At 71.7% G+C, this 25,270-nt stretch carries 22 protein-coding genes and 1 tRNA gene; 5 read left to right on the top strand and 18 right to left on the bottom strand.

Annotation, left to right across the window (positions count from 1 at the left end):
- The 12 genes from secD to pgsA all read right to left on the bottom strand — a co-directional run bounded on the left by secD (position 1) and on the right by pgsA (position 11,415).
- Positions 1-1,761, bottom strand: coding sequence for a protein translocase subunit SecD (secD, locus tag OHT01_RS32320; RefSeq protein WP_328556631.1), 1,761 nt, complete (start codon positions 1,759-1,761; stop codon positions 1-3).
- A 140-nt stretch (positions 1,762-1,901) separates the two neighbouring features.
- The gene (gene yajC / locus OHT01_RS32315; protein WP_328556630.1) at positions 1,902-2,423 is read right to left on the bottom strand and encodes a preprotein translocase subunit YajC; all 522 of its coding nucleotides are present in this window, start codon (positions 2,421-2,423) and stop codon (positions 1,902-1,904) included.
- 163 nt (positions 2,424-2,586) lie between these two features.
- A complete protein-coding gene (gene ruvB, locus OHT01_RS32310) occupies positions 2,587-3,681 on the bottom strand; it encodes a Holliday junction branch migration DNA helicase RuvB (RefSeq protein ID WP_328556629.1) in 1,095 nt (364 codons plus the stop codon).
- 97 nt (positions 3,682-3,778) lie between these two features.
- Positions 3,779-4,390 carry a Holliday junction branch migration protein RuvA gene (gene ruvA, locus OHT01_RS32305; RefSeq protein WP_328556628.1) on the bottom strand — a complete coding sequence of 204 codons (612 nt, stop codon included), beginning with the start codon at positions 4,388-4,390 and terminating at the stop codon, positions 3,779-3,781.
- Complete coding sequence (gene ruvC, locus OHT01_RS32300) at positions 4,387-4,983, bottom strand: crossover junction endodeoxyribonuclease RuvC (protein ID WP_328556627.1); 597 nt, start codon at positions 4,981-4,983, stop codon at positions 4,387-4,389. The genes ruvA and ruvC overlap by 4 nt, the downstream gene beginning before the upstream one ends.
- A gap of 132 nt (positions 4,984-5,115) precedes the next feature.
- Positions 5,116-5,868: a YebC/PmpR family DNA-binding transcriptional regulator gene (locus OHT01_RS32295; RefSeq protein ID WP_328556626.1), complete on the bottom strand. Its 753-nt coding sequence runs from the start codon at positions 5,866-5,868 to the stop codon at positions 5,116-5,118.
- 76 nt (positions 5,869-5,944) lie between these two features.
- The gene (gene pdxT, locus OHT01_RS32290; RefSeq protein ID WP_328556625.1) at positions 5,945-6,550 is read right to left on the bottom strand and encodes a pyridoxal 5'-phosphate synthase glutaminase subunit PdxT; all 606 of its coding nucleotides are present in this window, start codon (positions 6,548-6,550) and stop codon (positions 5,945-5,947) included.
- 4 nt (positions 6,551-6,554) lie between these two features.
- Positions 6,555-7,478 carry a pyridoxal 5'-phosphate synthase lyase subunit PdxS gene (pdxS, locus tag OHT01_RS32285; RefSeq protein WP_328556624.1) on the bottom strand — a complete coding sequence of 308 codons (924 nt, stop codon included), beginning with the start codon at positions 7,476-7,478 and terminating at the stop codon, positions 6,555-6,557.
- A 121-nt stretch (positions 7,479-7,599) separates the two neighbouring features.
- A complete protein-coding gene (locus tag OHT01_RS32280) occupies positions 7,600-8,145 on the bottom strand; it encodes a hypothetical protein (protein ID WP_328556623.1) in 546 nt (181 codons plus the stop codon).
- Positions 8,146-8,588: 443 nt separating this feature from the next.
- On the bottom strand, positions 8,589-9,749 hold the full coding sequence (locus OHT01_RS32275) for a glycosyltransferase family 4 protein (protein ID WP_328556622.1): 1,161 nt from the start codon (positions 9,747-9,749) through the stop codon (positions 8,589-8,591).
- A complete protein-coding gene (locus OHT01_RS32270) occupies positions 9,746-10,696 on the bottom strand; it encodes a phosphatidylinositol mannoside acyltransferase (RefSeq protein ID WP_328556621.1) in 951 nt (316 codons plus the stop codon). The genes OHT01_RS32275 and OHT01_RS32270 overlap by 4 nt, the downstream gene beginning before the upstream one ends.
- A complete protein-coding gene (gene pgsA / locus OHT01_RS32265; RefSeq protein WP_328558347.1) occupies positions 10,693-11,415 on the bottom strand; it encodes a phosphatidylinositol phosphate synthase in 723 nt (240 codons plus the stop codon). Before pgsA ends, OHT01_RS32270 begins: the two co-directional genes overlap by 4 nt.
- A gap of 248 nt (positions 11,416-11,663) precedes the next feature.
- Here pgsA and OHT01_RS32260 point away from each other — a divergent pair, with 248 nt between their 5' ends.
- On the top strand, positions 11,664-13,859 hold the full coding sequence (locus tag OHT01_RS32260) for an elongation factor G-like protein EF-G2 (protein WP_328556620.1): 2,196 nt from the start codon (positions 11,664-11,666) through the stop codon (positions 13,857-13,859).
- Positions 13,860-14,028: 169 nt separating this feature from the next.
- Positions 14,029-15,696: a hypothetical protein gene (locus OHT01_RS32255; RefSeq protein WP_328556619.1), complete on the top strand. Its 1,668-nt coding sequence runs from the start codon at positions 14,029-14,031 to the stop codon at positions 15,694-15,696.
- A 48-nt stretch (positions 15,697-15,744) separates the two neighbouring features.
- Here the strand turns inward: OHT01_RS32255 and OHT01_RS32250 are convergent, their stop codons facing one another.
- Positions 15,745-16,305 (bottom strand): HIT family protein, encoded by a 561-nt coding sequence (locus OHT01_RS32250; RefSeq protein ID WP_328556618.1) that lies wholly within the window; start codon positions 16,303-16,305, stop codon positions 15,745-15,747.
- Positions 16,306-16,372: 67 nt separating this feature from the next.
- On the opposite strand from OHT01_RS32250, the gene OHT01_RS32245 reads away from it, so the two are divergent.
- Complete coding sequence (locus OHT01_RS32245; RefSeq protein WP_328556617.1) at positions 16,373-17,029, top strand: potassium channel family protein; 657 nt, start codon at positions 16,373-16,375, stop codon at positions 17,027-17,029.
- Between the two features lie 43 nt (positions 17,030-17,072).
- Here OHT01_RS32245 and thrS read toward each other — a convergent pair whose 3' ends face one another.
- The 3 genes from thrS to OHT01_RS32230 form a co-directional block, all read right to left on the bottom strand.
- On the bottom strand, positions 17,073-19,049 hold the full coding sequence (gene thrS / locus OHT01_RS32240; RefSeq protein WP_328556616.1) for a threonine--tRNA ligase: 1,977 nt from the start codon (positions 19,047-19,049) through the stop codon (positions 17,073-17,075).
- Between the two features lie 135 nt (positions 19,050-19,184).
- Positions 19,185-20,402 (bottom strand): hypothetical protein, encoded by a 1,218-nt coding sequence (locus OHT01_RS32235; RefSeq protein WP_328556615.1) that lies wholly within the window; start codon positions 20,400-20,402, stop codon positions 19,185-19,187.
- Positions 20,399-20,965, bottom strand: coding sequence for a DUF4365 domain-containing protein (locus OHT01_RS32230; protein WP_328556614.1), 567 nt, complete (start codon positions 20,963-20,965; stop codon positions 20,399-20,401). The genes OHT01_RS32235 and OHT01_RS32230 overlap by 4 nt, the downstream gene beginning before the upstream one ends.
- A gap of 170 nt (positions 20,966-21,135) precedes the next feature.
- Between OHT01_RS32230 and OHT01_RS32225 the strand changes: the two genes are divergently transcribed.
- Complete coding sequence (locus OHT01_RS32225) at positions 21,136-21,861, top strand: 3'-5' exonuclease (RefSeq protein WP_328556613.1); 726 nt, start codon at positions 21,136-21,138, stop codon at positions 21,859-21,861.
- Between the two features lie 66 nt (positions 21,862-21,927).
- On the opposite strand, the gene OHT01_RS32220 is transcribed toward OHT01_RS32225, so the two are convergent.
- Positions 21,928-21,999: transfer RNA gene (locus tag OHT01_RS32220), tRNA-Val, on the bottom strand.
- A 39-nt stretch (positions 22,000-22,038) separates the two neighbouring features.
- Complete coding sequence (locus OHT01_RS32215; protein ID WP_328556612.1) at positions 22,039-22,485, bottom strand: SRPBCC family protein; 447 nt, start codon at positions 22,483-22,485, stop codon at positions 22,039-22,041.
- Positions 22,486-22,601: 116 nt separating this feature from the next.
- Between OHT01_RS32215 and OHT01_RS32210 the strand changes: the two genes are divergently transcribed.
- Complete coding sequence (locus OHT01_RS32210; RefSeq protein ID WP_328556611.1) at positions 22,602-25,265, top strand: SCO7613 C-terminal domain-containing membrane protein; 2,664 nt, start codon at positions 22,602-22,604, stop codon at positions 25,263-25,265.
- The last annotated feature ends 5 nt before the right edge of the window (positions 25,266-25,270 follow it).

Genomic DNA, 25,270 nt, shown 5'->3' with positions numbered 1-25,270 from the left:
TCACGCCTCCTTCGTGTCGACGGGGGCGGACGCGCGACGGGTGCGGCGCAGCGGCGGCTTGGCGCCCAGACGCTTCGGGTCGAGGCCGGACCAGCTGTGACCCTCCGCGAAGAACTTCCTGCGGGCCATGAGCGTCATCAGCGGCTTGGTGAACAGGAACACGACGACGACGTCGAGCACCGTGGTCAGACCGAGGGTGAACGCGAAGCCCTGGACCTTGCCGACGGTGACGATGAAGAGCACCGCGGCGGCGAGGAACGACACGAAGTCGGAGACCAGGATGGTGCGCCGGGCACGCGGCCAGGCGCGCTCGACGGCGGGCCGCAGGGAGCGGCCCTCACGGATCTCGTCCCGGATGCGTTCGAAGAACACGATGAACGAGTCCGCCGTGATTCCGATCGCGACGATCGCGCCGCACACGGCCGGGAGGTTCAGCGCGAAGCCGATGGCCGGGCCGAGGAGCGCCATGAGCACGTAGGTGAGGATCGCGGAGACGCCCAGGGAGGCGATGGCGATGATCGACAGGCCGCGGTAGTAGAGCACCAGGTAGATGATGACCAGGGCGAGGCCGATGGCCCCGGCGACCAGTCCGGCGTGCAGCTGCTCGCCACCGAGCGCGGCGGTCACCGTGGTGACGCTGGACTCCTTGAAGCTGAGCGGCAGCGCGCCGTACTTCAGCATGTTGGACAGGTCCTGCGCCTCGGTCTGGGTGAAGCTTCCGGAGATCTCCGCGGGACCGGTCAGCTCCTGGCTGACGGTCGGGGCGGAGACGACCTCACCGTCGAGGGCGATGGCGAACTCGCTCTGCGTGCCCTGGTTCTGGGCGAGCTTGCTGGTGATGGCCGCGAACTTCTTGGAGCCACCGGACGTGAAGTCCATGGTGACCTTCCAGCCCTGGGCGCTCTGCGTGTCGAAGACGGCGGCGGCCTTCTTGATGTCCGTGCCGGACACCGCGGCCGGGCCGAGCACGTACTTCTCCCACTGACCGGCGGAGTTCTTGTCCTGGCCGCAGGCCACGGTCGGCTCGGTCGGCTTGGCGCCGGCACCGGCGGTGGCGCGGGCGGTCTTGTCGGAGCAGTCGAGCGCGGCGAACTGGGCCTGGAGCTTGGCCGTCGCGGGGTCCACGCTGGCGCTCGCGGACGGCGCGGCGCTGGAGGAGGCCGAGGAGCTCGGGGTGCTGCTCGCGGACGGCGAGGAGCCCGCCTTCAGGGCGTCGGTGACCGCGCGGCCCTGAGTGGTGGCGGAGGTCGACGGGGTCGCGGGGGCCGAGGAGGACGAGGTCGCCTTGTCCGTGGCCTTGGCCGAGGGGCTGCCGGAGGCGCTCGGCGACGGGCTGGCCGACGCGGCACCCCCGGAGACCTCGCTGGCCAGCACGGGACGGAAGTAGAGCTTGGCGGTGGTGCCGACCTGGTCCCGCGCCTGCTTGGAGTTCGTGCCCTTGGGGATGTTGACAATGATGTTGTCGGATCCCTGGGTCTGAACCTCGGCCTCGGAGACACCGAGACCGTTGACACGGCGGTTCATGATGTCGACCGCGGTGTTCATGTTGGTCTTGTTGATCGCGTTGGGCTGGCCCGGCTCGTTCTTCGCCGTGAGCGTGATGCTCGTGCCGCCGGCGAGATCGATGCCGAGACGCGGAGTGGTGTGCCCGGAGGCGAACATCCCTCCGGTGAGCGCCGCGATGGCGATCAGGATCAGGGCCAGCGAGCGCCCCGGCCTGCTCTGGGCGCTCGCGCTCCGGCCCTTCTTCGGTGCTGCCACCTTCTCGTACTCCCTCTCGGGCCGCCCTGCGCCGGGTGAGCGCGTGGACGGCCATGCCATGGTGTCGGGACTCCGTGCGAGAACAGCACGTCCCAGGAGGTGCGGGCGCGAACGGGTCGCGCCCCGCTCCCGGGTCGTGGCTACTTCGCCTCGGCCTCGCCGTCGGTCTTCTTCGGCTCTGCTGCGTCGACGTCGGAAGCCTGGTCGGCCTTCGCCTCCACGGTCTCGTCGGCCGGCTTGTCCGCCGCGTCCTTCTTGCCGAGGTCGAGGGGCTTGTCGTCGGAGGCGTCGGAAGAGGCGTCGGCGGCGGGCTCGTCGGTCTCGGTGAGGGAGGAGGCGTCGTCCGGCACGACGGTGCCGTCGGCCTTCAGGTCGTGCTCGACGCCGTGCACGATGCGGTTGTACTCGTCGTCCGTGAGGACGGCACCGATCGCGTTCTTCGCGAAGAGCAGGTCCACACCCGGAGCGGCGTCAAGGAGGATGGTCTCCTCGTTGACCTCCTTGACTGTGGCGTACATACCACCGATCGTGCGCACGCCGGAGCCGGGCTGCAGCTCGTTGCGCATGGAAGCCGCCTGCTGCTGCTTCTTCTTGGCCGACCGGGTCATCAGGAACATGGCCCCGATGAGCACGATGAACGGGAGGAGGGTCACGAGACTCACGGGTCGGAACTTCCTTCTTCGACCGCAAAGGTGAGCGGCCTGCTGGATGGGGGTATGTATGCCGTCGACATGGGCGGCATCGGCGGAGTCTAAGCGAGTCCGCACTCAGGGAACAACGCTCAGCATGGCACCGGGGTTCCTGCCCCGGTACGTGCGCACGCCGTCACGCCCCGAACAGGTCCTGTTGTCCGTTTCCGCCTGCTGAGCGGCTCGGCGGCGTGAGGCCGAGATGGGCCCATGCCGCGGGTGTCGCCACCCGGCCACGGGGAGTGCGGGCGAGGAGTCCCTCTCTGACGAGGAAGGGCTCGGCGACCTCCTCCACCGTCTCACGCTCCTCCCCCACAGCGACAGCGAGTGTGGACAATCCAACAGGACCGCCGCCGAAAAGCTTGATCAGGGCTTCGAGGACACCGCGGTCGAGACGGTCCAGGCCCCGCGCGTCCACCTCGTAGACCTTCAGCGCCGCCCCGGCGATCTCCCGGGTGACGGTCCCGTCCGCTCTGACCTGCGCGTAGTCGCGCACGCGGCGCAGCAGGCGGTTGGCGATACGGGGCGTGCCGCGGGAGCGGCCCGCGATCTCCGCGGCGCCGTCGGTGTCGATCTCGACGTCGAGGAGGCCGGCGGAACGGTGGATGACCCGCTCCAGCTCGGCGGGCTCGTAGAACTCCATGTGCGCGGTGAAGCCGAAGCGGTCACGCAGCGGCGGCGGCAGCAGGCCCGCGCGCGTGGTGGCGCCGACCAGTGTGAACGGGGGCAGCTCCAGCGGGATGGCGGTGGCCCCGGGGCCCTTGCCGACGATGACGTCGACACGGAAGTCCTCCATGGCCATGTAGAGCATCTCCTCGGCGGGCCGGGACATGCGGTGGATCTCGTCCAGGAACAGGACCTCGCCCTCCTGGAGGGAGGAGAGGATCGCGGCGAGGTCTCCGGCGTGCTGGATGGCGGGGCCGCTGGTGATGCGGATGGGGGCGCCCATCTCGGCCGCGATGATCATGGAGAGGGTGGTCTTGCCGAGCCCGGGTGCACCGGAAAGGAGTACGTGGTCCGCGGTGGCTCCACGCGCGCGGGCGGCGCGCAGGACCAGGTCTAGCTGCTCGCGGACCTTCTCCTGGCCGATGAACTCGTCCAGGTCCTTGGGACGCAGGGCGGCCTCGACCGCCTGGTCCTCGCCGTCGGCGACCGATCCCACCAGCCGCTCAGCGGCGGCGTCGACGAACCGCTCGTCGGCGGCTTCGTCTCTCGTGTCGTCCCAGTTCATCGGTGGTGCCTCGTGGTCTCGTGGTGGTGGGGCGGTCGGCGGTTCGGCGGGCGCGGTACCCGCCGGGGCACACGCCCGTCCCGGGGGCCCGCTCCGGTCAGCGAGCTCGGTTCAGGGTCTGCAGCGCGGCCTTGAGGAGCTGGCCGACCTGCGGGTTCCCCTCGGCCGCGGCGGCCTGCGGGGCGACGGCGGAAACCGCTTCGTCGGCCTCGCGGGTCGCGTAGCCGAGGCCGACGAGGGCCGCGTGCAGCTGGTCCCGCCAGCCCGCGGTGACGGCCGTGCCGACGGCCGGGCCACCGGTGCCGACGGGCGCGCCGAGCCGGTCCTTGAGGTCGAGCAGCAGCTTCTGGGCGCCCTTCTTGCCGATGCCGGGAACGGCGATGAGTGCCTTCTCGTCCCCTCCGGCCACCGCGCGGCGCAGGGCGTCCGGGCTGTGCACGGCGAGCATCGCCTGGGCGAGGCGGGGGCCGACTCCGCTCGCGGTCTGGAGCAGCTCGAAGACCTGGCGCTCGTCGTCGTCGGCGAAGCCGTAGAGGGTGAGCGAGTCCTCGCGGACGACGAGGGAGGTGGCGAGCTTGGCCTGCTGTCCCGTGCGGAGCCCGGCGAGCGTGTTGGGCGTGCACTGGACGGCGATGCCGATGCCGCCGACCTCGACGACCGCGGAGTCGGGGGCGAGGGCGGCGACCGGGCCGCTGACGAAGGCGATCATGCGGTACGGCCTTTCGATGCTTGGTGCGAGGCGTGTGCGGCCGCGGCCTGCTGGAGTCTGTTCTGCGCGACGGCCCGGTCGGGACCGATCCGCGCGGCGGCCTGCTGGAGTCTGTTCTGGGCGGGGGCTCGCCAGATGTGGCAGATGGCGAGGGCCAGGGCGTCCGCCGCGTCGGCGGGTTTGGGGGGTTCGGCGAGCCGCAGCAGGCGGGTGACCATGGCGCCGACCTGGGCCTTGTCCGCGCGTCCGTTGCCGGTGACGGCGGCCTTGACCTCGCTCGGGGTGTGCAGGGCGACGGGGATGCCGCGGCGGGCCGCGCAGAGCATCGCGACGGCGCTGGCCTGGGCGGTGCCCATCACGGTCCGGACGTTGTGCTGGCTGAACACCCGCTCCACGGCGACGAATTCGGGATCGTACTCGTCGAGCCAGCGTTCGATGCCCTGCTCGATGGCGACCAGGCGCAGGCCCAGCTCGGCGTCCGCCGGGGTGCGTACGACACCGACGCCGCGCATGGTCAGGGGCCGCCCGGCGACTCCTTCGACCACCCCGACACCGCACCGGGTCAACCCGGGGTCAACACCCAGCACCCGCACCCGGGCCCTCCTTCGATCTCACCGGCCGTCGCTGGGGATACCCCCAGTTCGTGCAGGCTATCGGGTGCCACTGACAGAGCGGCGGGCCGACGGGTGTGTCCCGTCGGCCCGCCGCTCCGGGCAAGCCCTCGATCAGGCGTCGACCTTCTCCATGACCTCGTCGCTGACGTCGAAGTTGGCGAAGACGTTCTGCACGTCATCGCTGTCCTCCAGGGCGTCGATCAGCTTGAAGATCTTCCGGGCGCCCTCCTCGTCGAGCTCGACCTGCATGGTCGGGACGAAGTTGGCGTCGGCCGAGTCGTAGTCGATGCCGGCCTCCTGGAGCGCGGTGCGCACCGCGACCAGGTCGGTGGCCTCGGACAGGACCTCGAAGGACTCGCCGAGGTCGTTGACCTCTTCGGCGCCCGCGTCGAGCACGGCACCGAGGACGTCGTCCTCGGCCAGCTCACCCTTGGGGACGATGATGACGCCCTTGCGGTTGAACAGGTACGACACGGAGCCGGGGTCGGCCATGTTCCCGCCGTTGCGGGTCATGGCGACGCGGACGTCCGAGGCGGCGCGGTTGCGGTTGTCGGTGAGGCACTCGATGAGCACGGCGACACCGTTCGGGCCGTAACCCTCGTACATGATCGTCTCGTAGTCGGCGCCACCGGCTTCGAGACCGGCTCCGCGCTTGACCGCGGAATCGATGTTCTTGTTCGGGACCGAGCTCTTCTTGGCCTTCTGGATGGCGTCGAACAGCGTCGGATTGCCGGACACGTCGGCGCCGCCCGTGCGGGCCGCGACCTCGATGTTCTTGATCATCTTCGCGAAGAGCTTGCCGCGCTTGGCGTCGATCACGGCCTTCTTGTGCTTCGTCGTAGCCCATTTAGAGTGGCCGGACATCTGCCTGTCTCCTTCGCGTAACCCAACCTGTACGGACTCCCCCAGGCATCGGGAGCCTGGGAAGACCCCACAGATCCTACAAGGACGCCGGTGTCCGGTTCGCGCGCACCATGTCGACGAACAAACCGTGAACACGGTGGTCGCCGGTCAACTCCGGGTGGAACGACGTGGCGAGCGCGTTTCCCTGCCGTACGGCGACGATGTGACCGCCGTGCTCGGCGAGCACCTCGGCCTCGGCGCCCACGGACTCGACCCAGGGGGCGCGGATGAAGACGCCCTCCACGGGATCGCCCTCGACACCCCGCACGGCCACCGCCGCCTCGAAGGACTCGTTCTGCCGCCCGAAGGCGTTGCGGCGCACGATCATGTCGATGCCACCGATGGTCTCCTGGCCCGAACGAGGGTCGAGGATCTTGTCGGCGAGCATGATCATGCCGGCGCAGGTGCCGTAGACGGGCATGCCGTCGCGGACACGCGCGCGCAGCGGTTCCATCACTCCGAAGAGGACGGCCAGCTTGGAGATGGTGGTGGACTCGCCGCCCGGGATGACCAGGCCGTCGATCTCGGCGAGCTCCTCGGGGCGCCGCACCGGCCTGGCCACGGCGTCCGCCGCGGCCAGGGCGATGAGGTGCTCCCGTACGTCGCCCTGGAGCGCCAGGACACCGATGACAGGAGTGCTCATGTGACTACCAGCCGCGGTTGGCGTAGCGCTCGGTCTCGGGGAGGGTGTCGCAGTTGATGCCGACCATGGCCTCGCCGAGGTTCCGGGACGCGTCCGCGATGATCTTGGGGTCGTCGTAGAAGGTGGTGGCCTTCACGATGGCGGCGGCGCGCTTGGCCGGGTCGCCGGACTTGAAGATGCCGGAGCCGACGAAGACGCCCTCGGCACCGAGCTGGCGCATGAGCGCGGCGTCGGCGGGGGTGGCGACACCACCGGCGGAGAACAGCACGACCGGGAGCTTGCCGAGCTCGGCGACCTCCTTGACGATCTCGTACGGGGCGCGCAGCTCCTTGGCGGCGGCGTACAGCTCGTTGTTGTCGAAGCCGCGCAGCCTGGCGATCTCGTTCTTGATCTGGCGCAGGTGGCGGACGGCCTCGACGACGTTGCCGGTGCCGGCCTCGCCCTTGGAGCGGATCATGGCCGCGCCCTCGGCGATGCGGCGCAGGGCCTCGCCCAGGTTGGTGGCGCCGCAGACGAAGGGGGTGGTGAACGCCCACTTGTCGGAGTGGTTGACCTCGTCGGCCGGGGTCAGGACCTCGGACTCGTCGATGTAGTCGACGCCGAGGGACTGCAGGACCTGGGCCTCGACGAAGTGGCCGATGCGGGACTTGGCCATCACCGGGATGGAGACCGCCTCGATGATCTCCTCGATCATGTTCGGGTCCGACATCCGGGCGACGCCGCCGTCCTTGCGGATGTCGGCGGGGACCCGCTCCAGGGCCATGACGGCCACGGCACCGGCGTCCTCGGCGATCTTCGCCTGCTCGGCGTTGACCACGTCCATGATCACGCCGCCCTTGAGCTGCTCGGCCATGCCGCGCTTGACGCGGGCGGTGCCGATCGCGGTGTTCTCAGCGGGCTGGGCGGAGTTGGAGAGCGTGCTGGACACGGGTTGACCTCACTCGGTGAAAGTGGATTCGTTCAGCTCCGAGGAAACGCGAGGTGACCAGTCCACTGCAAGGGCCAATGGGGAGGCGGTGGATCGTTTTCGTCCGCTCTCTCCCCGTGCCTCAGGTGGTCGGGCGGTCCGCCAGGGCCGTCGGGGGCTCGTCGTCCATCTCGAAGGCCATCGGGAACGGGGCGTGGCCCGCGAGGCGGAACCAGCGGACCTTGCGGTGGCGGCGCAGGGCGCGGGCGGCGCGTACGGCGTCGTTGTGGAAGCGCCGCGCCATCGGCACCCGGCGCACGGCCTGGGCCAGCTCGCCGGCCGCCTCCTCGCCGCCGGGCACCTGGCGTACCGCCTCGACCTGCTGGGTCTCCCCGAACACCGCCCGCAGGGCCTGGCTCAGCTCGCTCTCGGCCACCTCGCGCTGCTCCTCCTCGGCCTGCCGGGCCGCGTGCGCCGCTTCGTAGAGCACGATCGAGGCGGCCGGGTCGAGCACCCCGGAGGTGGCCAGCTCCTGGGTCACGGAGGCCCGGCGCAGGAGCTGCGCGTCGAGGGCGGCGCGGGCGGCGTCGATACGGGCGTGCAGCCGGTCGAGACGCCCGGCGGTCCAGCTCAGGTAGAGGCCGATCGCGACGAGGCCGACGAGGATCCAGATGAGGGTTGCGGTCACGGGCGGCAAGGCTACCCGTGTGGGCGCGTGGGCCCCTCCGGCCCCGTGCGCAACATGAACCGCCCCCGCTTCCCGGCGGACACGGGAAGTTGCGTTCAGCGGGTGCCCCGAGCCCCGTCCCGGACGACCGCCCCTGCCGGCCGGGAGCGCGGGGCCGGGCCGCGCCGGGTCGGCCCGGTGGGCCGCCGGCGTCCCACCGGGGAAGGGGCGCACACCCACCCGCGCACCCGCGCACGGAGCACGGAGCGCAGCCGGCCTCCGGGGCCCGGTCGGTGCCCGTCCGCGAGGCGGACCGGCCACCGGGTGCGGGAGCCGTGCGCGGGTTCTGTCGCGTCCCGGGACCCGCGGGACGAACGGGCCCTCCCCGTCCGGGAGTCCGGTGCGGGGCACGACCGGCGTGCCCCGCGCCGGGAGCCGGGTCGGACGGTTCCGGGCGGGGCCGGTCAGTCGCGGGCCAGGCCGAAGCGGGCCCGGAGGCCGGTGCGTTCGTCCGTGGCCACCGCGGCCGCGCCGTCGGTGACCGTCTCGTACACGGACAGGATGTCCGCGCCGACCGTCGACCAGTCGAAGCGCCGTACGTGGGCGCTCCCCCGCTCGCGCAGTGCGGCCCTGCGCTCCGGGTCGCCGAGCAGGCGTACCGCGGCGGTGGCCAGGGCGTCCGCGTCCTCGTTGGCGAACAGTTCGCCCGCAGCGCCCTGGTCGAGGACCTGGGCGAACGCGTCGAGGTCCGCGGCCAGCACCGGCGCTCCGGCGGACATCGCCTCGACCAGGATGATCCCGAAGCTCTCGCCGCCGGTGTTGGGCGCGACGTACAGGTCGATGCTGCGCAGGAAGCGGGCCTTGTCCTCGTCGCTGATCATGCCGAGGAACTCCACGCGCGAGCGCATCTCCGCGGGCAGCGACTCCACGGCCTCCTTCTCGTCGCCGCGTCCGGCGACCAGCAGCCGTGTCTGCGGACGCTCGGCCAGGATTTTCGGCAGGGCCTTCATGAGCACCGGCAGGCCCTTGCGGGGCTCGTCGATGCGGCCGATGAAGCCGATGGTGTCGCCCTGCCACTCGGGCTTGGGCTTGGCGCGGGCGAAGAAGTCGACGTCGACACCGTTCGGGATGACGACCGCGTCACCGCCGAGGTGCTCGACGAGGGTGCGCCGGGCGTACTCGCTCACGGCGATCCGCGCGCTGATCTTCTCCAGGGCGGCCTGGAGGATCGAGTACGCGGCGACCATCGCCCTGGAACGCGGGTTCGAGGTGTGGAAGGTCGCGACGATCGGGCCCTGTGCGGCCCAGCACGTCAGCAGGCCCAGCGACGGCGAGGACGGCTCGTGGATGTGGACCACGTCGAAGGTGCCGTCGTGCAGCCAGCGCCGCACCCGGGCGGCCGACAGGAAGCCGAAGTTCAGCCGCGCCACCGAGCCGTTGTACGGCACCGGGACGGCCCGGCCCGCCGAGACGACGTACGGCGGCAGCGGGGTGTCGTCGTCCGCGGGGGCGAGGACGGAGACCTCGTGCCCCAGGCCGATCAGATGCTCGGCCAGGTCGCGGATGTGGAACTGGACGCCGCCCGGGACGTCCCAGGAGTACGGACAGACGATGCCGATCCTCACGGGGTCCTCTTCTCGGGATCCTGCGTGCCGGACCCCTCTCGGGGAGCCTTCCCGGCGTCGAGGTCCTTGAGCCACAAACGCTGCAACATGTGCCAGTCCTCCGGGTGGTCGGCGATCCCGTCGGCGAAGGCGTCGGCCAACGCCTGTGTCATGACAGACGTCTTCTCGGCACGGGTACCTGACCCGGGGACCTCGACCGGCGGATGCACCCGCCCCCGCATCACGGGCGAGTCGTCGTACCAGAGCGTCACGGGCAGGAGGATCGCGCCGGTCTGCTGGGCGAGCAGAGCCGGTCCCGCGGGCATCCGGGTCGCCTCGCCGAAGAACTCGACCTCGACGCCCGAGGCGGAGAGGTCCCGTTCGGCGACCAGGCAGATCAGTCCGCCGTCGCGCAGCCGCCTGGCCAGGGTCGCGAACGCGGCACCGCCGCTGTGCGGCAGGACCTCCATGCCGAGGCCCTCGCGATAGGCGACGAAACGGTCGTAGAGCGACTCGGGCCTGAGGCGCTCGGCGACGGTCGTGAACGGCGTCCTCAGTCCGGTGGTGACCCAGGCGCCCGCGAGGTCCCAGTTCGCCATGTGCGGAAGGGCCAGGATGACGCCCCGGTCGGAGGCGATCCCGTCGGTGAGGAGGTGCACGTCCTCGATCTCGAACCCGTTCCGCACCCGCTCCTCGCTCCACGCGGGAAGCCGGAACGACTCCATCCAGTAGCGCAGGTACGAGCGCATGCCGGCCCGGGAGAGCTCGGCGAGCCGCTGCGGTGTCGCGTCGGGCACCACGCGCGCGTAGTTGCTCTCCAGCCGCCGCACCCCCTTGCCGCGCTTCTTCCAGGCGACATCGGCGATCAGCCGGCCGAGGCGCACCGCGACCGGCTCGGGGAGCTTCTTGACGGTGCTCCAGCCGGCGGCGTAGGCACCGTCGACCAGCCGGTCACGGAGGCTGGTCACGAGGTGGCCTCACTGCTCTGGGCCGCTGCCGCGGCGTCCGCCTCGGCCGCCTCCCGGCGGACGGTGACGACGCGCTGGATCAGCGTGACGAGACTGCCGACGGCGACGATCCACAGCGCGATGGGCAGCAGCACCTGGATGCCGGGCACCCCGAACGTGTGCAGGCCCGCGAGACCCGCCGCGACCAGCGAGATCACCAGCCGCTCGGCACGCTCCACGAGACCGTTGACCGCGACCGGCAGGCCGATCGACTCGCCACGGGCCTTGGTGTACGACACCACCTGGCCGCTGGCGAGGCAGAAGATCGAGACGGCGCACAGCACGTTGTCGTCGCCGTTGCCCGCGTACCAGAGCGCGAAGCCGCCGAAGATCGCGCCGTCGGCGACCCGGTCGAGCGTGGAGTCCAGGAAGGCACCCCAGCGGCTGGAGCGGCCGAGCTGGCGCGCCATGTTCCCGTCGACCAGGTCGGAGAACACGAAGAGCGTGATGACGATCGTTCCCCAGAAGAACTCTCCCCGGGGGTAGAAGACCAGCGCGCCCGCCATCACTCCGGCCGTGCCCAGGAGGGTGACCGTGTCGGGGCTTACCCCCCGGCGGATGAGAAACGCGGCGAACGGTGTGAGGACACGCGTAAAGAATGCACGCGCGTACTTGTTCAGCATGGCCTTCCCGAGGGTCGGTGTCGCCGCACGGCCCCTGCTGGCCGTCGGCTGGCCCATCGTAGCCACGCGTGCGCTTGTGCGATGGTCGGGCACCCGCACCCCGTGTCACGACCCGATGCCGTCGGTGTCACGGCGCGATCGCGTCCACTGTATGGACGCACCGTGACACGAGTGCAAAGCTCGAAGACACCGCGGGGCGTCACCGGAGCCGCCACCGCTGGGGGTGCCCCCGGGACGGAGTCCGGGGGGAGGCTTCGGCATGTCCCGCGCCCACAGAGACCTCACCGTGCACGGGAGGCAAGGCCATGGGCGACAAGGCGAATGCACACCCCGGAGCCGCCGGCAGGGCTACGGCGGCCGACCACCCCGCGTCCGTACGGAATGTGGTGCTGGTCGGCCACAGCGGATCGGGCAAGACGACCTTGGTGGAGGCTCTCGCCCTGACGGCGGGAGCGGTGAACCGGGCGGGCCGCGTGGAGGACGGCGGCACCGTCTCCGACTACGACGAGATCGAGCACCGGCAGCAGCGCTCGGTGCAGCTCTCCCTGGTACCCGTCGACTGGGACGGATACAAGATCAATATTCTGGACACCCCCGGGTACGCCGATTTCGTCGGGGAGTTGAGGGCCGGTCTGCGAGCGGCGGACGCGGCCCTCTTCGTCGTCTCGGCGTCGGACGGGGTGGACGGCTCGACCCGGATGCTCTGGGAGGAGTGCGCGGCCGTCGGCATGCCGAGGGCCATCGTGGTCACCCACCTCGAATCGGCCCGGTCGGACTTCGAGGAGATGACCCGGATCTGCGCGGAGGCGTTCGGCGCGGACGACCCCGACGCCGTACTGCCGCTCTATCTGCCGCTGCACGGCGCCGAGGCGCCGGACGGGCACGCGCCCGTGACCGGCCTGATCGGACTGCTCACCCGGCAGTTGTTCGACTACTCGTCGGGAGAGCGCAAGGAGGCGGAGCCCGGACCGGAACAGCAACCGCTCATCGAGGCGGCCCGCAACCGGCTGATCGAGGGGATCATCGCCGAGAGCGAGGACGAGACGCTCATGGACCGCTATCTCGGCGGCGAGGAGATCGACCTCAAGACACTCGTGCAGGACCTGGAACGGGCCGTCGCCCGCGGAAGCTTCTTCCCGGTGCTGGCCGCCGCCCCGGCCGCCGAGGGGGCCCGGCAGGGACTCGGCACCGTGGAGCTCCTCGAACTGATCACGGGCGGCTTCCCCACGCCGTTGGAGCGCCCCGCGCCGACCGTGACCACACCGGCGGGCGCAGCGCGCGAGGTGAGCGCCTGCGACCCGGACGGCCCGCTGGTCGCGGAGGTCGTGAAGACCGCCTCCGACCCGTATGTGGGCCGGGTCTCCCTGGTCCGCGTCTTCTCCGGAACCCTGCGCCCCGACGCGACGGTGCACGTCTCCGGACACGGACTGACCGACCGCGGCCACGAGGACCACGACGTCGACGAGCGGATCGGCGCCCTGTCCGGGCCGTTCGGCAAGCAGCAGCGCTCCCTCACGCACTGCATCGCCGGCGACCTCGCCTCGGTGGCGAAGCTGAACCGCGCCGAGACGGGGGACACCCTCTCGGCCAAGGACGACCCGCTGCTCATGGAGCCGTGGCAGATGCCCGACCCGCTGCTGCCGCTCGCCATCGAGGCGCACAGCAAGGCGGACGAGGACAAGCTCTCCCAGGGGCTCGGCCGGCTGGTGGCCGAGGACCCCACGATGCGTCTGGAGCAGAACCCGAACACCCATCAGGTCGTCCTGTGGTGCCTGGGCGAGGCGCACGCGGACGTCGCCCTGGAACGGCTGCGCAACCGGTACGGCGTGCAGGTCGACGTGGTCCCGCACAAGGTCTCGCTGCGGGAGACGTTCGCCGGGCCGTCCGCCGGGCGCGGTCGCCATGTGAAGCAGTCCGGCGGGCACGGCCAGTTCGCGATCTGCGAGATCGAGGTCGAACCGCTGCCCGGCGGCTCGGGCATCGAGTTCGTGGACAAGGTCGTCGGCGGCGCCGTGCCCCGGCAGTTCATCCCCTCCGTCGAGAAGGGTGTGCGGGCCCAGGCCGCCAAGGGCGTGGTCGCGGGCCATCCGCTCATCGACGTACGGATCACGCTCCTCGACGGCAAGGCGCACTCGGTGGACTCCTCCGACGCCGCGTTCCAGACGGCGGGCGCGCTCGCGCTGCGGGAGGCGGCTCGCGACGCGAAGATCCATCTTCTGGAGCCGGTGGCCGAGGTGACCGTCCTGGTGGGCGACGACTACGTGGGCCCGGTGATGAGCGACCTGTCGGGACGGCGCGGTCGGGTCGTCGGCACCGAGCAGACGGGCGTCGGGCGCACGCTCGTACGGGCCGAGGTGCCGGAGATCGAGATCGGGCGGTACGCCGTCGATCTGCGGTCCATCTCGCACGGCACCGCACGGTTCGACCGGCGCTACGCCCGGCACGAGCCGATGCCGCAGCAGATCGCCGAACGGCTCCGCGAACAGGACCCCGGCGCCTGACGGTCGGGGACTTCCCGGGCGACTTCGCTCGTCGGTGGGCGGCTTCCGCCGTCCGCCGACGAATGTCGGCCACGCCCGATACGCTGAGAACCTGATCAAGACGAAGACCTGATCAACAGGTGTGCGGGACACCGAAGTCGGGAAAGCCGCAGGAGCGGGTGCGGCGGCGATGGGGGCGGAAGTGGCGTTCGACGGTTTCGATTTCACTCCCGGGGCGCAAGTGCCGCTCACGGGCTCCGCGGGGCAGACGGCGGCGACCTTCGCCCTGGCCTCGGCGGCGTACCGCGACAGTCCGGTCGAGGAGATCCTCAAGGCCGACAACGAATGGCACCAGTCCACGGTCAAGGCCGGGCGGATCAAGCTGTTGGCACCGAATCTCGGCGAGGCCTTCTCGGGGGCCGTCACGGCCCGCATGCTGGGCGCGGGCCGCGCCCCCCTTATCCAGTCCTTCGGCACCGAGCCGCAGGTCGTCGTGGAGCACTGTCTCGCGGCGACCAACATCCGCCGGGACCGCGACAACTGGCTGTCGGCCGTCATGGTGCCCTGCGGGCTGCTGTTCCTGCCCGGACTGATCGTGTGGCTGCTGGTCTTCCAGATCCGTACGCAGATCGCCAAGCGCGAGGACAAGCGCGCCTCCGCGCTCGGCACCACCCTCCTGGTCGCCGTCGGCGCACTGGCCGTGCTCTTCCTCATCCGTATGCCGTTCACGGGCTTCTGGGCCTTGTACGCGCGCGCCGCGGTGGTCCTCCCGGTCGTCGGCTGGCTGTGGGCGAAGCAGATCTGCGAGCGCACCGCCAAGGATCTGCGGGCCCGCTGGGACAACCTGCTGTCGGGCGGCGGCATCGGCGCCAAGATTCCCGAGGCGGTCCCCGGCAGCCCCGGTGAGACGGCGGCGGAGCGGCTGCGCCAGGCGCTCGCCCGGCTCACCGCGGAGCAGCAGTCCAACTCGGTCTTCTACGCGGGCCCCAAGGGCATACTCGGCATGGGCACCCGCTGGGGAAGCTGGCAGCTCGCCGAGGACCTGGTGGCCCGCGACGCGGGCAAGGAGATCCACCCGTTCCGAAGCTGGGACGTCATCCGCAACATCCACGACCAGTTGCGCATGCTGGAGCGCGGTCCGCTCAACACCGGTGGTTTTCCGGCGCCTTCGATAAAGCACTGGATCGTGACACCGATCGGCGAGAACGCGAAGGCGGTGTCCCGGCCCGGCGGCACGGACGTGGACGCCTACACGATCAAGACGCACGCCGTCCAGGACATCTGCAACAAGCAGCAGTTCGGCAGCGGCGACCGGCACTACCTCGGGGTCCAGTGGACGCTCTGGGACGGCCAGTTGATCATCACGATGATGATCACGGTGACGGTGCTGCACCAGACGCTGCGCATCGAGGTGACCGGGCACGCGCTGGGTCCGGTGAACCCGCTGTTCACCAGCAAGCCGGAGGCCCCGACCAAGGAGGTCGCGAAGGCCGTCAGGTTCTGGGAGACCCGCAAGGTGAGCCTGCCGCTGGTCACCGCGGACGAGGTCGTGCGGCTCGCCGCGCGGGCGCCCCTCACCTGGTATCCGCCGCTGCTGAACTGGCTCGGCGGCAGCCTCGCGCTGCCCGAGCCGTTCGGGCTGCGGCACGCCTGGGCGGATCAGCCGTGGCGGCACCGTTTCATGGCGGACGACGCGCTGCGGGCCGCGACCCCCGTGCTTCGCGTGGTGCACGCGGCGGCGATCAAGGTCCTCGCCGAGAACGGCGTCGACACGGAGAAGTTCGGCAACCGCTCGGCCTTCCTCAGCACGTCGGTGCAGGACGCCTCGCCGCGCAAGGCCGACCTGTACGACGCGTAGCCGCGCGGCGGACGGGGCGGCCCCGCGGCGGGGGCGCCCCGGACCGGACTACGCGGTGGGCCAGGCCTCCGCCAGCATCTTGCGGGTGTCCGCGAGGAGTTGGGGCAGCACCTTGGTGTGGCCGACGACCGGCATGAAGTTGGTGTCGCCGCCCCAGCGGGGCACGATGTGCTGGTGCAGATGGGCGGCGATGCCGGCGCCCGCGACCGTGCCCTGGTTCATGCCGATGTTGAAGCCGTGGGCGCCGGAGGCGGTGCGCAGGGCGGTCATGGCCTGCTTGGTCAGCTCGCCGAGTTCGGCGGTCTCCGGCCCGGTGAGGTCCGTGTAGTCGGCGACGTGCCGGTAGGGCACGACCATCAGGTGCCCGCCGTTGTACGGGTACAGGTTGAGCACCGCGTACACCTGCTCCCCGCGCCTCACGATCAGCCCGTCCTCGTCGGACTTGGCCGGAATCGAGCAGAAGGGACAACCGTCGTCGGCCCCCGGGCCGGTCGGCTTGTTCTCGCCCTGGATGTAAGCCATCCGGTGGGGCGTCCAAAGGCGCTGGAACGCGTCCTGCGTTCCCACTCCGATCTGCTGCTCCGGCTCACTCGTCATGTGTTGCAGCATATTGCTTCGCCCGTTCGCGGCGTGTCGGCGGGTGCCGCGCAAAGCCGCCTGCGGCCAAGCTGGGGCCATGGACCACGACAGCCCGATGACCCGCTGGGAGCAGCGCACCGAGGTACCGCTCGGGGTCGCGTCACTGCTGTTCCTCGCCGCGTACGCGGTCCACGTGCTGGCGCACGGTCTGCCCCGGGTCGGCCGGGATGCCTGCCTCATGGTGATCGCGGTCACCTGGGCGGCGTTCCTCGTCGACTACCTGGTCCTCTGGCGGCTGAGCGGCCAGGGCCTCCGGTTCGTCCACCGTCATCTGCTGGACACCGTGGTGCTCGTCCTGCCCCTCCTGCGTCCCCTGCGGGTCGTCAAGCTCTACGACGCCGTGCTGCGGCGCCGCGGAGAGCCACGGCTCCCGCTGTACGCGCGGGTGATGTTCTACGCGGGAATCGCGGTCCTGCTGCTCGGGTTCTCGGGTTCCCTCGCCGTCTACCAGGCGGAGTACCAGGCGCCGCACGCGACGATCGTCACGTTCGGCGACTCGCTGTGGTGGGCCGCCTCCACGCTCTCGACGGTGGGGTACGGGGACGTGACGCCGGTGACGCCGAGGGGGCGCGTGATCGCGGTCGCCATGATGGTGTGCGGTCTGGCACTGCTCGGGGCGGTGACGGGGTCGTTCTCCTCGTGGCTGCTGCAGGTGTTCTCGCGCGAGGGCGACGAGAAGCCCCCGGGGCGCTGAGCTTCCCGGGGGCTTCGTGTCATGAGCAGGCAGGGCCTGCCGGTCAGACCTGCGCGCGCTCCTCGACGACCTTCGCGATCTTCGCGATGGCCTCGTCGAGGGGGATGCCGTTCTCCTGGGAGCCGTCGCGGTAGCGGAAGGAGACGGCGCCGGCCGTCATGTCCTCGTCGCCCGCGATGACCATGAAGGGCACCTTCTGCTTCTGCGCGTTGCGGATCTTCTTCTGCATCCGGTCCGAGGACGCGTCGACCTCGACGCGCAGGCCCTTCTTGCGGGCCTCGACGGCGAACTTCTGGAGGTACTCCACATGCGCGTCGCCGATCGGGATGCCGATCGCCTGGACGGGCGCCAGCCACGCCGGGAACGCGCCCGCGTAGTGCTCCAGGAGCACGGCGAAGAACCGCTCGATGGAGCCGAAGAGCGCGCGGTGGATCATGACCGGGCGCTGCTTGGAGCCGTCGGGGCCGGTGTACTCCAGGTCGAAGCGCTCGGGCAGGTTGAAGTCGAGCTGCACGGTCGACATCTGCCAGGTGCGGCCGATGGCGTCCTTGGTCTGCACGGAGATCTTCGGGCCGTAGAAGGCGGCGCCGCCCGGGTCCGGGACCAGCGGGAGGCCCTGCTTCTCGGCGACCTGGCGCAGCGTCTCGGTGGCCTCTTCCCAGACCTCGTCCGAGCCGACGAACTTCTCCGGGTCCTTGGTGGACAGCTCCAGGTAGAAGTCGGTGAGGCCGTAGTCGCGGAGCAGGTTCAGGACGAAGGTGAGCGTCTTGTCGAGCTCCTCCGCCATCTGCTCCTTGGTGCAGTAGATGTGCGCGTCGTCCTGCGTGAAGCCCCGGGCACGGGTCAGACCGTGCACGACGCCCGACTTCTCGTACCGGTACACGGTGCCGAACTCGAAGAGGCGCAGCGGCAGTTCACGGTACGAGCGGCCGCGGGCGTCGAAGATCAGGTTGTGCATCGGGCAGTTCATGGGCTTGAGGTAGTAGTCCACGCCCTCGTCGAGCTGCATGGGCGGGTACATGCCGTCGGCGTACCAGTCCAGGTGGCCCGAGGTCTCGAAGAGCTTCCCCTTGGTGGCGTGCGGGGTGTAGACGAACTCGTAGCCCTCCTCCTCGTGCCGGCGGCGCGAGTAGTCCTCCATGACCCGGCGGATGACGCCGCCCTTGGGGTGGAAGACGGCGAGGCCGGAGCCGATCTGCTCCGGGATGGAGAACAGGTCCAGCTCGTTGCCCAGCTTGCGGTGGTCGCGCTTCTCGGCCTCGGCGAGGAAGTCCAGGTGCGCCTTCAGCTCCTCCTTGGAGGGCCAGGCGGTGCCGTAGATGCGCTGGAGCATGGGGTTCTTCTCGCTGCCGCGCCAGTACGCGGCGGCGTTGCGCATGAGCTTGAACGCCGGGATGTTGCGGGTGGTGGGCAGGTGGGGACCGCGGCAGAGGTCCTTCCAGCACAGCTCGCCGGTCTTGGCGTCGAGGTTGTCGTAGATGGTCAGCTCGCCGCCGCCCACCTCGACGTTCGCCCCGTCGTCCGTGGACGCGGAGCCCTTGATGCCGATGAGCTCCAGCTTGTACGGCTCGGCCGCCAGCTCCTCGCGGGCGTCCTCGTCGGTGACGACGCGGCGCGAGAAGCGCTGCCCGCGCTTCTGGATCTCCTGCATCTTCTTCTCGACGGCCTTGAGGTCCTCGGGCGTGAAGGGCTTCTCGACGTCGAAGTCGTAGTAGAAGCCGTCCTTGACCGGCGGGCCGATGCCCAGCTTGGCGTCGGGGAAGAGCTCCTGCACGGCCTGGGCCATCACGTGCGCGGTGGAGTGGCGCAGGATGTTCAGACCGTCCTCGGAGGAGATCTCGACGGGCTCGACCTCCTCGCCGTCCTGCACCTCGTACGCGAGGTCCCTCAGCTCGCCGGCCACGCGGGCCGCGACGATGGTGCGCTCGCCGGTGAAGAGGTCGGCGGCCGTAGTGCCCGTCGTCACCACGCGCTCTTCCCGCTCGGAATCGCGTTGGATGATCACACGGACGTCTGACACCGGACTCTCCTGACTGAAGGCGACGCCACACCACATACGACATGGCATGGCAATGCCCCGAATCCTACCGAGCCCGGGGTGCCCTCCGCGAAACGGTTGTGGACAGTGCGCCCCGGTCCTCCCCGGACGCGCGCCTCAGTCCTCGCTGCACGCCTCCTCGAAGAAGTCCAGATTCTCCTGGAGCGACTTCATCAGCCGGTCCCGCTCCGCCTCGTCGACCTGTACCGGCACGACCCCGGAGGCGTCCGTGAGCCTGCGGAAGCCGCCGCGGCTCTCCAGCCGCCCGTGCACCCGCACCGGCAGCCCGACCAGATGGGCCTGGCCCGCGATCCGGTACGCCTCCTCGTCGAGGGTCATCCGGACGTGCGGGACCTCGGCGCCCGCGATCACCCGCAGCCGTACGGTGCCCTCCCCGCGCGGGCCCGACCGGCGCATCCGCACCACGGCGCCGGTGATCCGCACGGGCACGGACGGCTCCTCGCGCAGATAGCGGACCCCGGCAGCGCGCAGCACGGCCAGGTCGCCGGGCGAGAACTCGACGGGCTCCGCGGGGTTCGCGCCGCCCTCGGGGACGCCTGCGGCAGGGGACCACTCGACGGTGATCCGGGCGCCCTCGGTGCCCCGGACGAGGGCCACCAGGGCTTCCATCAGTTCATGGCTGGCGCCCGCCTCGACGGCGGCGTCGAAGGCCTCCATGCCGCCGGTGGCCCGCTGGTAGTCGATGGCCTCGCGGGCGGCGCACAGCGCCTCGTGCAGCCGTACGGCGAGCGGCCGGCCGGTGGTGACGGGCACGAAGGCGGTGAGGCCGCGGCCGCCCGGTTCCGCGCCGACCAGGACGTTCTCCAGGGAGGCGGCGGCGGACCTGCGGTGGCGGGCGCCGTAGTAGCCGGCCCGCGCGCGGGTGGCGAGCGCGCCGGCGAGCAGCATCTGACGGGCGGCGCCGCGCAGCTGCTCCTCGACGGTCCAGGGCGCGGCGCCCACGGGCCCGGTCGGCACGTCCCGCCACCAGCGGATCTCGTCGCTGGGCACGGCGAGCGCGACGAGCACGTCGCGGGCGGACGGTGAACCGCTGCGGGCGAGCGCGACGAGAGCCTCGCCGAGGAGGTCGTCGCTGTCGGGGAAGGCCCGGTTCTCCGGCACCAGCAGGCTGGTGCCGCCGCCCCCGGGCCCCGGTGGGGTCCATCGGCCGTACCGTCCGGCCGCTCCCCCGCGGCGCTGCCAGCCGTGTCGGCGCAGCAGCGCGCCGAAGACGGCGGGGTCGACCCGGTCGGGCGTGGGCGGATCGTTCCAGAGCGCTTCGGCGGGGTGCGGCCTGACCGGCCTGAGTACCTCGTCGATGGGGCGGTGTGTCATGGCCTGCCTCCCGTCCCGACCCTCGTCATGATCTCGCAGAGGGCCCGGTCGTCGAAGATCCGCGCCGTCGGGATGCGGACGGTGGTCCGGCGCCGGCCCGTGACGGCGTGTCCGGCGAGGTTGATCCAGTAGCAGCAGTGCCGCAGGTCGAGCCGGTCGTGGCTGGCGCGCAGCCAGTCGTCCTGGGATCTGGGCACGAGCATCACGACCAGGATCTTGTGGACCGAGACCGGGGTGCGCGCGAGCTTCGCCAGGTGCTCGTTGTCGAGCGTGAAGGAGAAGGCGGGCCCCGGAGGGTTCGGCGGGATCTGGTACGTGCACTTGAGCTGCACCTTGATGGTGACTTCGTCGTCGACCGTGTGCCCGGGGGCGCTGTGGCTGACGTGCCAGTCGATGCCGTTGTCGGGAAACGGCTGGGACAGCGAGCAGCCGGCGGCCGCGGCGACGGCGTGCAGATAGCCGACCTGCAAGGTCTCCATGCAGGCGGTGGTGGCGAGCGATCCGCGATGGGGTGCCGTCCGCTGGGACAGCAGCCCGCCCCGTTCGGGCTGCGCGAGTGCCATGAGTCCAACAGCCTTCCAGGCTTGGTGTATCCCCGCGACGGGTCGCTGAACTGCAAAGACCCGTACCTCTGTTGTCTCCTTCCGGCGTACGGCGCAAACAGCCCGGGTATCACCAAACAGGCAGAAGACGGTGCGTCAGCTGCCGTGGGTGAACGAGGAGTTGTGTACGTATGACGTGCTGGTACGAAGGCCCTCTGGCCGCGTTCGACACGGAGACCACGGGCGTGGACGTCGAGACCGACAGGATCGTGTCGGCCGCCGTCGTCGTCCAGGACGCCGCGGGTGCCCGGCCGAGGGTGACCCGATGGCTGGTGAACCCGGGAGTGCCGGTGCCCGCGGGGGCGACGGCGGTGCACGGGCTCACGGACGAGCATCTGCAGCGCAACGGCCGCTGGCCGTCGCCCGTGATGGAGGAGATAGCCCGGGAGCTGGGCGAACAGGCCGCGGCGGGTCGGCCGCTGGTGGTGATGAACGCCCCGTTCGATCTGACGCTGCTGGACCGGGAGTTGCGCAGGCATCGCGCTTCGTCCCTCGACCACTGGTTCGAGTCGGCCTCGCTGCGTGTGCTCGATCCCCGTGTCCTCGACAAGCATCTGGACCGCTATCGCAAGGGCCGCCGCACCCTGACCGATCTGTGCGCGCACTACGAGGTGCCGCTGGAGGGCGCGCACGACGCGGCGGCCGACGCGCTGGCCTCGCTGGAGGTCGTCCGTGCGGTGGGGCGCCGGTTCTCGGCCCGGCTGGAGCGGCTGTCGCCGTCCGAGCTGCACACGCTCCAGACGGTGTGGCACGCGGCACAGGCGCGCGGGCTGCAGGCCTGGTTCGCGCGCAGCGGTGCGCCGGAGGCGGTGGACCCCGCGTGGCCGCTGCGCCCGGATCTGCAGGCGGCGGCCTGACCGGCCGCGATGCCCGCGGGCACAACGAAAAACCGGTCCGTCTGCGACGGACCGGTCTTCTCCGGGTGGGCGATACTGGGTTCGAACCAGTGACCTCTTCGGTGTGAACGAAGCGCTCTCCCACTGAGCTAATCGCCCGGGAACGCACTGAACAATACAGGTCCCGGCGGGTGGGGTTCAAACCGCTTCGAGACGGGCCCTCAGTCCGCGCTGTCCCGCGCGCATCATCAGGGCGTGGTTGGCGCGGAAGAACGGGCGTCCCGGCACGGCGAGCCGCCGCAGCAGCGGTGTGGTCACGCGCACTTCCTGGTCGTACCGGGCGCGGGTGCCCGGCCCGGCGGCCTCGAAGGTCCAGCGCGCCCAGCCGTCGAGGTCGCCCGACATCGCCATCTCCAGGACTCCGGCCACCGGGTCCCGGCGCACCGCGCGGGCGGTGATGGTGATGTCGTACGGCAGGACGGAGCGGATCCGGATGACACCGCTGCGGTCGTCGACGGGGGTCACCTCGCGCACCTGGGGCCACCAGAGCGGGTAGTGCTCGGCCCTCTCCAGGAGCGCGTACACGTCCGCCGGTGGCGCGGGCAGCTCCCACACGGTGTGAAAGCGGTAGTGGCTCCAGTCCATGGAGCGAGTGTGCCCACTGCCGGGCGGATGTACCGGCCGTGCCCGTGCGCCGATCTGAGTACGGCGTGAGTACCCGCGCTCATGTCCGGGGACGTGACCGGCACCACACTCCGGGTATGTCCCAGATTCCTTCCCCCGCCGAGGAGTTGCTGCTCCTCGACACCGAGCTGCGGCAACTCGACGCCCGCCGGGCCGTGTTGCTGACCCGGCGTGCCTGGCTGGTCCGCGTGCTCCAGCCGCCGCCCGTGCGGACCACGCCCCTGGCGCCCCCGGCCTCCCCGGCTCTTCGGCCCGAGGCCACCGCACCGGGTGTCCAGAACACGCTCCTGCTGCTCGGCGGCGTCCTGCTGACCGTCGCCGCCGTCGCGTTCACGCTCGTCGGCTGGGGACAGCTCGGGATCGCGGGGCGGTCGCTGGTGCTCGGCGCGGTGACGCTGGCCGCGCTCGGGGCGCCCGCGCTCCTGCTGCGGCGCGGTCTGCGTTCGACCGCGGAGGCTCTCGCGGGGCTCGGCCTCGCGCTGACGGTCCTGGACGCGTACGCGCTGTACGCGGTCGCGCTCCCGAGCACGGACGGCGTCGGCTACGCGGCGGTCGCGTCGGCGGTCCTGGCGGCGATGTGGGCGGCGTACGGACACGCGCTGGGCGCGCGGCGCCGGAAGCCCGAACCCCGGCCGGCCTCCGCGGCCGCACCGGCCGCCCCTGACACCTCGGCCGCCCCGGGCCTCCCCGGCGCGTCGGGTGCCCCGGGTACATCGGCCGCCCGGAGCGCCTCCAGCACCCCGGGCTCCTCGGAGCCGTCCGCGGAGGGTGCGGGAGAGCACCGGGCCGGGAGCGGGACGGGACCGCGGGAAGCCGCGCCGGGTTCGGGCCCGGCCCTCGGCGTCAGCGCCGGCACGGGTACCCGCACGGGTGCCGGACGGCGGGGGGTCGCCGCCGCCGCGGGTCCGTCGCTGCGACTGCCGCTGCCCGCCGCCGTGGTCGCCGCGCAGTTGCCGCTGCTCCTCTGGGCGGTGGCCGCCGCCGCGGGTGCGCACGGCGTCACGGCCGCGCTGCTGGTCACGGCGGCGCTCGACACGGCGCTCGCGCTGCGCACGCCCCACAGGTCCCTCCGCGTCGTCGCCGCCGCCGGGGCGTACGGCCTGGGCGGCTGGGGCACCTTCGCCGCCGGCTGGCTGTCCTGGACGGCCGCCGGCCCGAGCGCCGCCGCCCGTGCGGCGGCGCTCCTCCTCCTTGCCGCGTCGATCGCGACGGCGGCGGCGTGGGGGACCCCTAAGCCGGGCGTCGCGACCGGCACCGCCACGGCCGGAGGCCTGATCACCGTCGTCGCGTTCGGCGGCGTGCTGCGCACGGCCGTGCCGGGCGAATGGTCCGTTCCCGGTCATCTCGCCTGCGGGCTGGCCCTGTTGGCCGTCGCGCGGACGGGACTTCCGGAGCCCGTACGCCGTGGGTTCGCCCTGGCCTCCGGCTGCGTGGGCGCCCTCGCCGTGGCGTGGGCCCTGCCCGTGGTCGTGATCACCGTGCTGGGACCGGTCGGCCGGGCGGGCTCGGTCTGGTCCGGTGCTCCGGCGAACGCGCGGGACGCGGTCACGAGCGGCCCGCCCTGGCCCTCGGACGCGGCCACGGCTCCGCTCGTTCTCGGGCTCGTCGCGGCGGCCCTGGTGGTGGCCGTCCGCGCCGACACGTGGCGTCCGCACGCCCTGGCCTGCGCGCTGACGCTGACCTGGGCGACGGTGTTCGTCCTCCCCGCGACCCTCGAACTCCCTTACGCGGCCGGGCTGTCCGTGCACGGGATCACGGTGATGGGCCTGCTCTGGTCCGCGCGCCGGGCGCACCCCTCGGTGACGGCGCCGGTGCTCGCCCTTCTCACCTCCCTCAGCCTCGCCTTCCTCGCACTGGCCTCCGAGGCCGCGACACTGACCGTTCTCGGCGTGCTGGCCGTCCTGTTCGCGGCCGCCGCCACGCGGCCGGGCCTCGGTCCGGTCACGGCACCCGCGTCGCTCGGGTACGCGGCGGCCCTCGCCTGCGCGACGGGCGCCTCCCTCGGCCTGCGCCCCCAGCACACCGCGCTGCTCGTGCTGGTCGTGGCCGTGGTCGCCGCCCTGCTCGCGGCGCACGTCGACGACGGACCGACGACCGTGTCGATCGAGGTCACCGGCGCCCTCGCGGGGCTGCTCGCCACAGGGCTCGCGGTGGCCGAACCGGCCATGCTGGCCACGGTCCTCGCGCTGTGCGGGGTGATCGCAGCCGGCACGGCCGTACGGGAGGACCGGCGCGCCGTCGGATACGCGGCCGTGGCCCTGTTCGTGCTGGCCGCCTGGGTGCGCCTCGCGGCCTGGGGCGTCGCCTTCCCGGAGGCGTACACACTGCCGGTGACCGTTCCGGCGCTGCTGGTGGGCGCGTTCAGGCGCCGCCGGGACACGGCGGTGTCGTCGTGGACGGCGTACGCGCCGGGTCTGGCCATGACGCTCGTGCCGAGCCTCTTCGCGGCGTGGGGCGACGCGCAGTGGCAGCGCCCGCTGCTGCTGGGCGCGGCGGCGCTCGCCGTCACCCTGCTGGGCGCCCGGCACCGTCTGCAGGCCCCCCTGGTGCTGGGCGGCAGCGTGCTCGTCCTGGACGCCCTGCACGAACTCGCCCCGTACATCGTGCAGGTGGTGGACGCGCTCCCCCGTTGGGCGCCTCCCGCACTCGCCGGTCTGCTGCTGCTCGCGCTGGGTGCCACGTACGAGCAGCGGATCCGCGACGCGCGGCGGGTGCGGGAGGTGCTGGGGAGGATGGACTAGCCGGT

Origin of the sequence: Streptomyces sp. NBC_00358 (assembly GCF_036099295.1) — a bacterium.
In the GTDB taxonomy this organism is placed as follows: domain Bacteria; phylum Actinomycetota; class Actinomycetes; order Streptomycetales; family Streptomycetaceae; genus Streptomyces.
This window is presented reverse-complemented; position numbering and strand designations above follow the sequence as displayed.

Bases quoted from the DNA above. Each gene is read 5' to 3' on its own strand.
- ruvB (WP_328556629.1), bottom strand. From the start codon at position 3,681: ATGAACTGGGACGACACGAGAGACGAAGCCGCCGACGAGCGGTTCGTC.
- OHT01_RS32210 (WP_328556611.1), top strand. From the start codon at position 22,602: ATGTCCCAGATTCCTTCCCCCGCCGAGGAGTTGCTGCTCCTCGACACC.
- OHT01_RS32245 (WP_328556617.1), top strand. From the start codon at position 16,373: ATGGACCACGACAGCCCGATGACCCGCTGGGAGCAGCGCACCGAGGTA.
- OHT01_RS32235 (WP_328556615.1), bottom strand. From the start codon at position 20,402: ATGACACACCGCCCCATCGACGAGGTACTCAGGCCGGTCAGGCCGCAC.
- ruvA (WP_328556628.1), bottom strand. From the start codon at position 4,390: ATGATCGCCTTCGTCAGCGGCCCGGTCGCCGCCCTCGCCCCCGACTCC.
- pdxT (WP_328556625.1), bottom strand. From the start codon at position 6,550: ATGAGCACTCCTGTCATCGGTGTCCTGGCGCTCCAGGGCGACGTACGG.
- OHT01_RS32215 (WP_328556612.1), bottom strand. From the start codon at position 22,485: ATGGACTGGAGCCACTACCGCTTTCACACCGTGTGGGAGCTGCCCGCG.
- OHT01_RS32295 (WP_328556626.1), bottom strand. From the start codon at position 5,868: ATGTCCGGCCACTCTAAATGGGCTACGACGAAGCACAAGAAGGCCGTG.
- OHT01_RS32260 (WP_328556620.1), top strand. From the start codon at position 11,664: ATGGGCGACAAGGCGAATGCACACCCCGGAGCCGCCGGCAGGGCTACG.
- OHT01_RS32255 (WP_328556619.1), top strand. From the start codon at position 14,029: ATGGGGGCGGAAGTGGCGTTCGACGGTTTCGATTTCACTCCCGGGGCG.
- OHT01_RS32250 (WP_328556618.1), bottom strand. From the start codon at position 16,305: ATGCTGCAACACATGACGAGTGAGCCGGAGCAGCAGATCGGAGTGGGA.
- OHT01_RS32225 (WP_328556613.1), top strand. From the start codon at position 21,136: ATGACGTGCTGGTACGAAGGCCCTCTGGCCGCGTTCGACACGGAGACC.
- pgsA (WP_328558347.1), bottom strand. From the start codon at position 11,415: ATGGGCCAGCCGACGGCCAGCAGGGGCCGTGCGGCGACACCGACCCTC.
- OHT01_RS32230 (WP_328556614.1), bottom strand. From the start codon at position 20,965: ATGGCACTCGCGCAGCCCGAACGGGGCGGGCTGCTGTCCCAGCGGACG.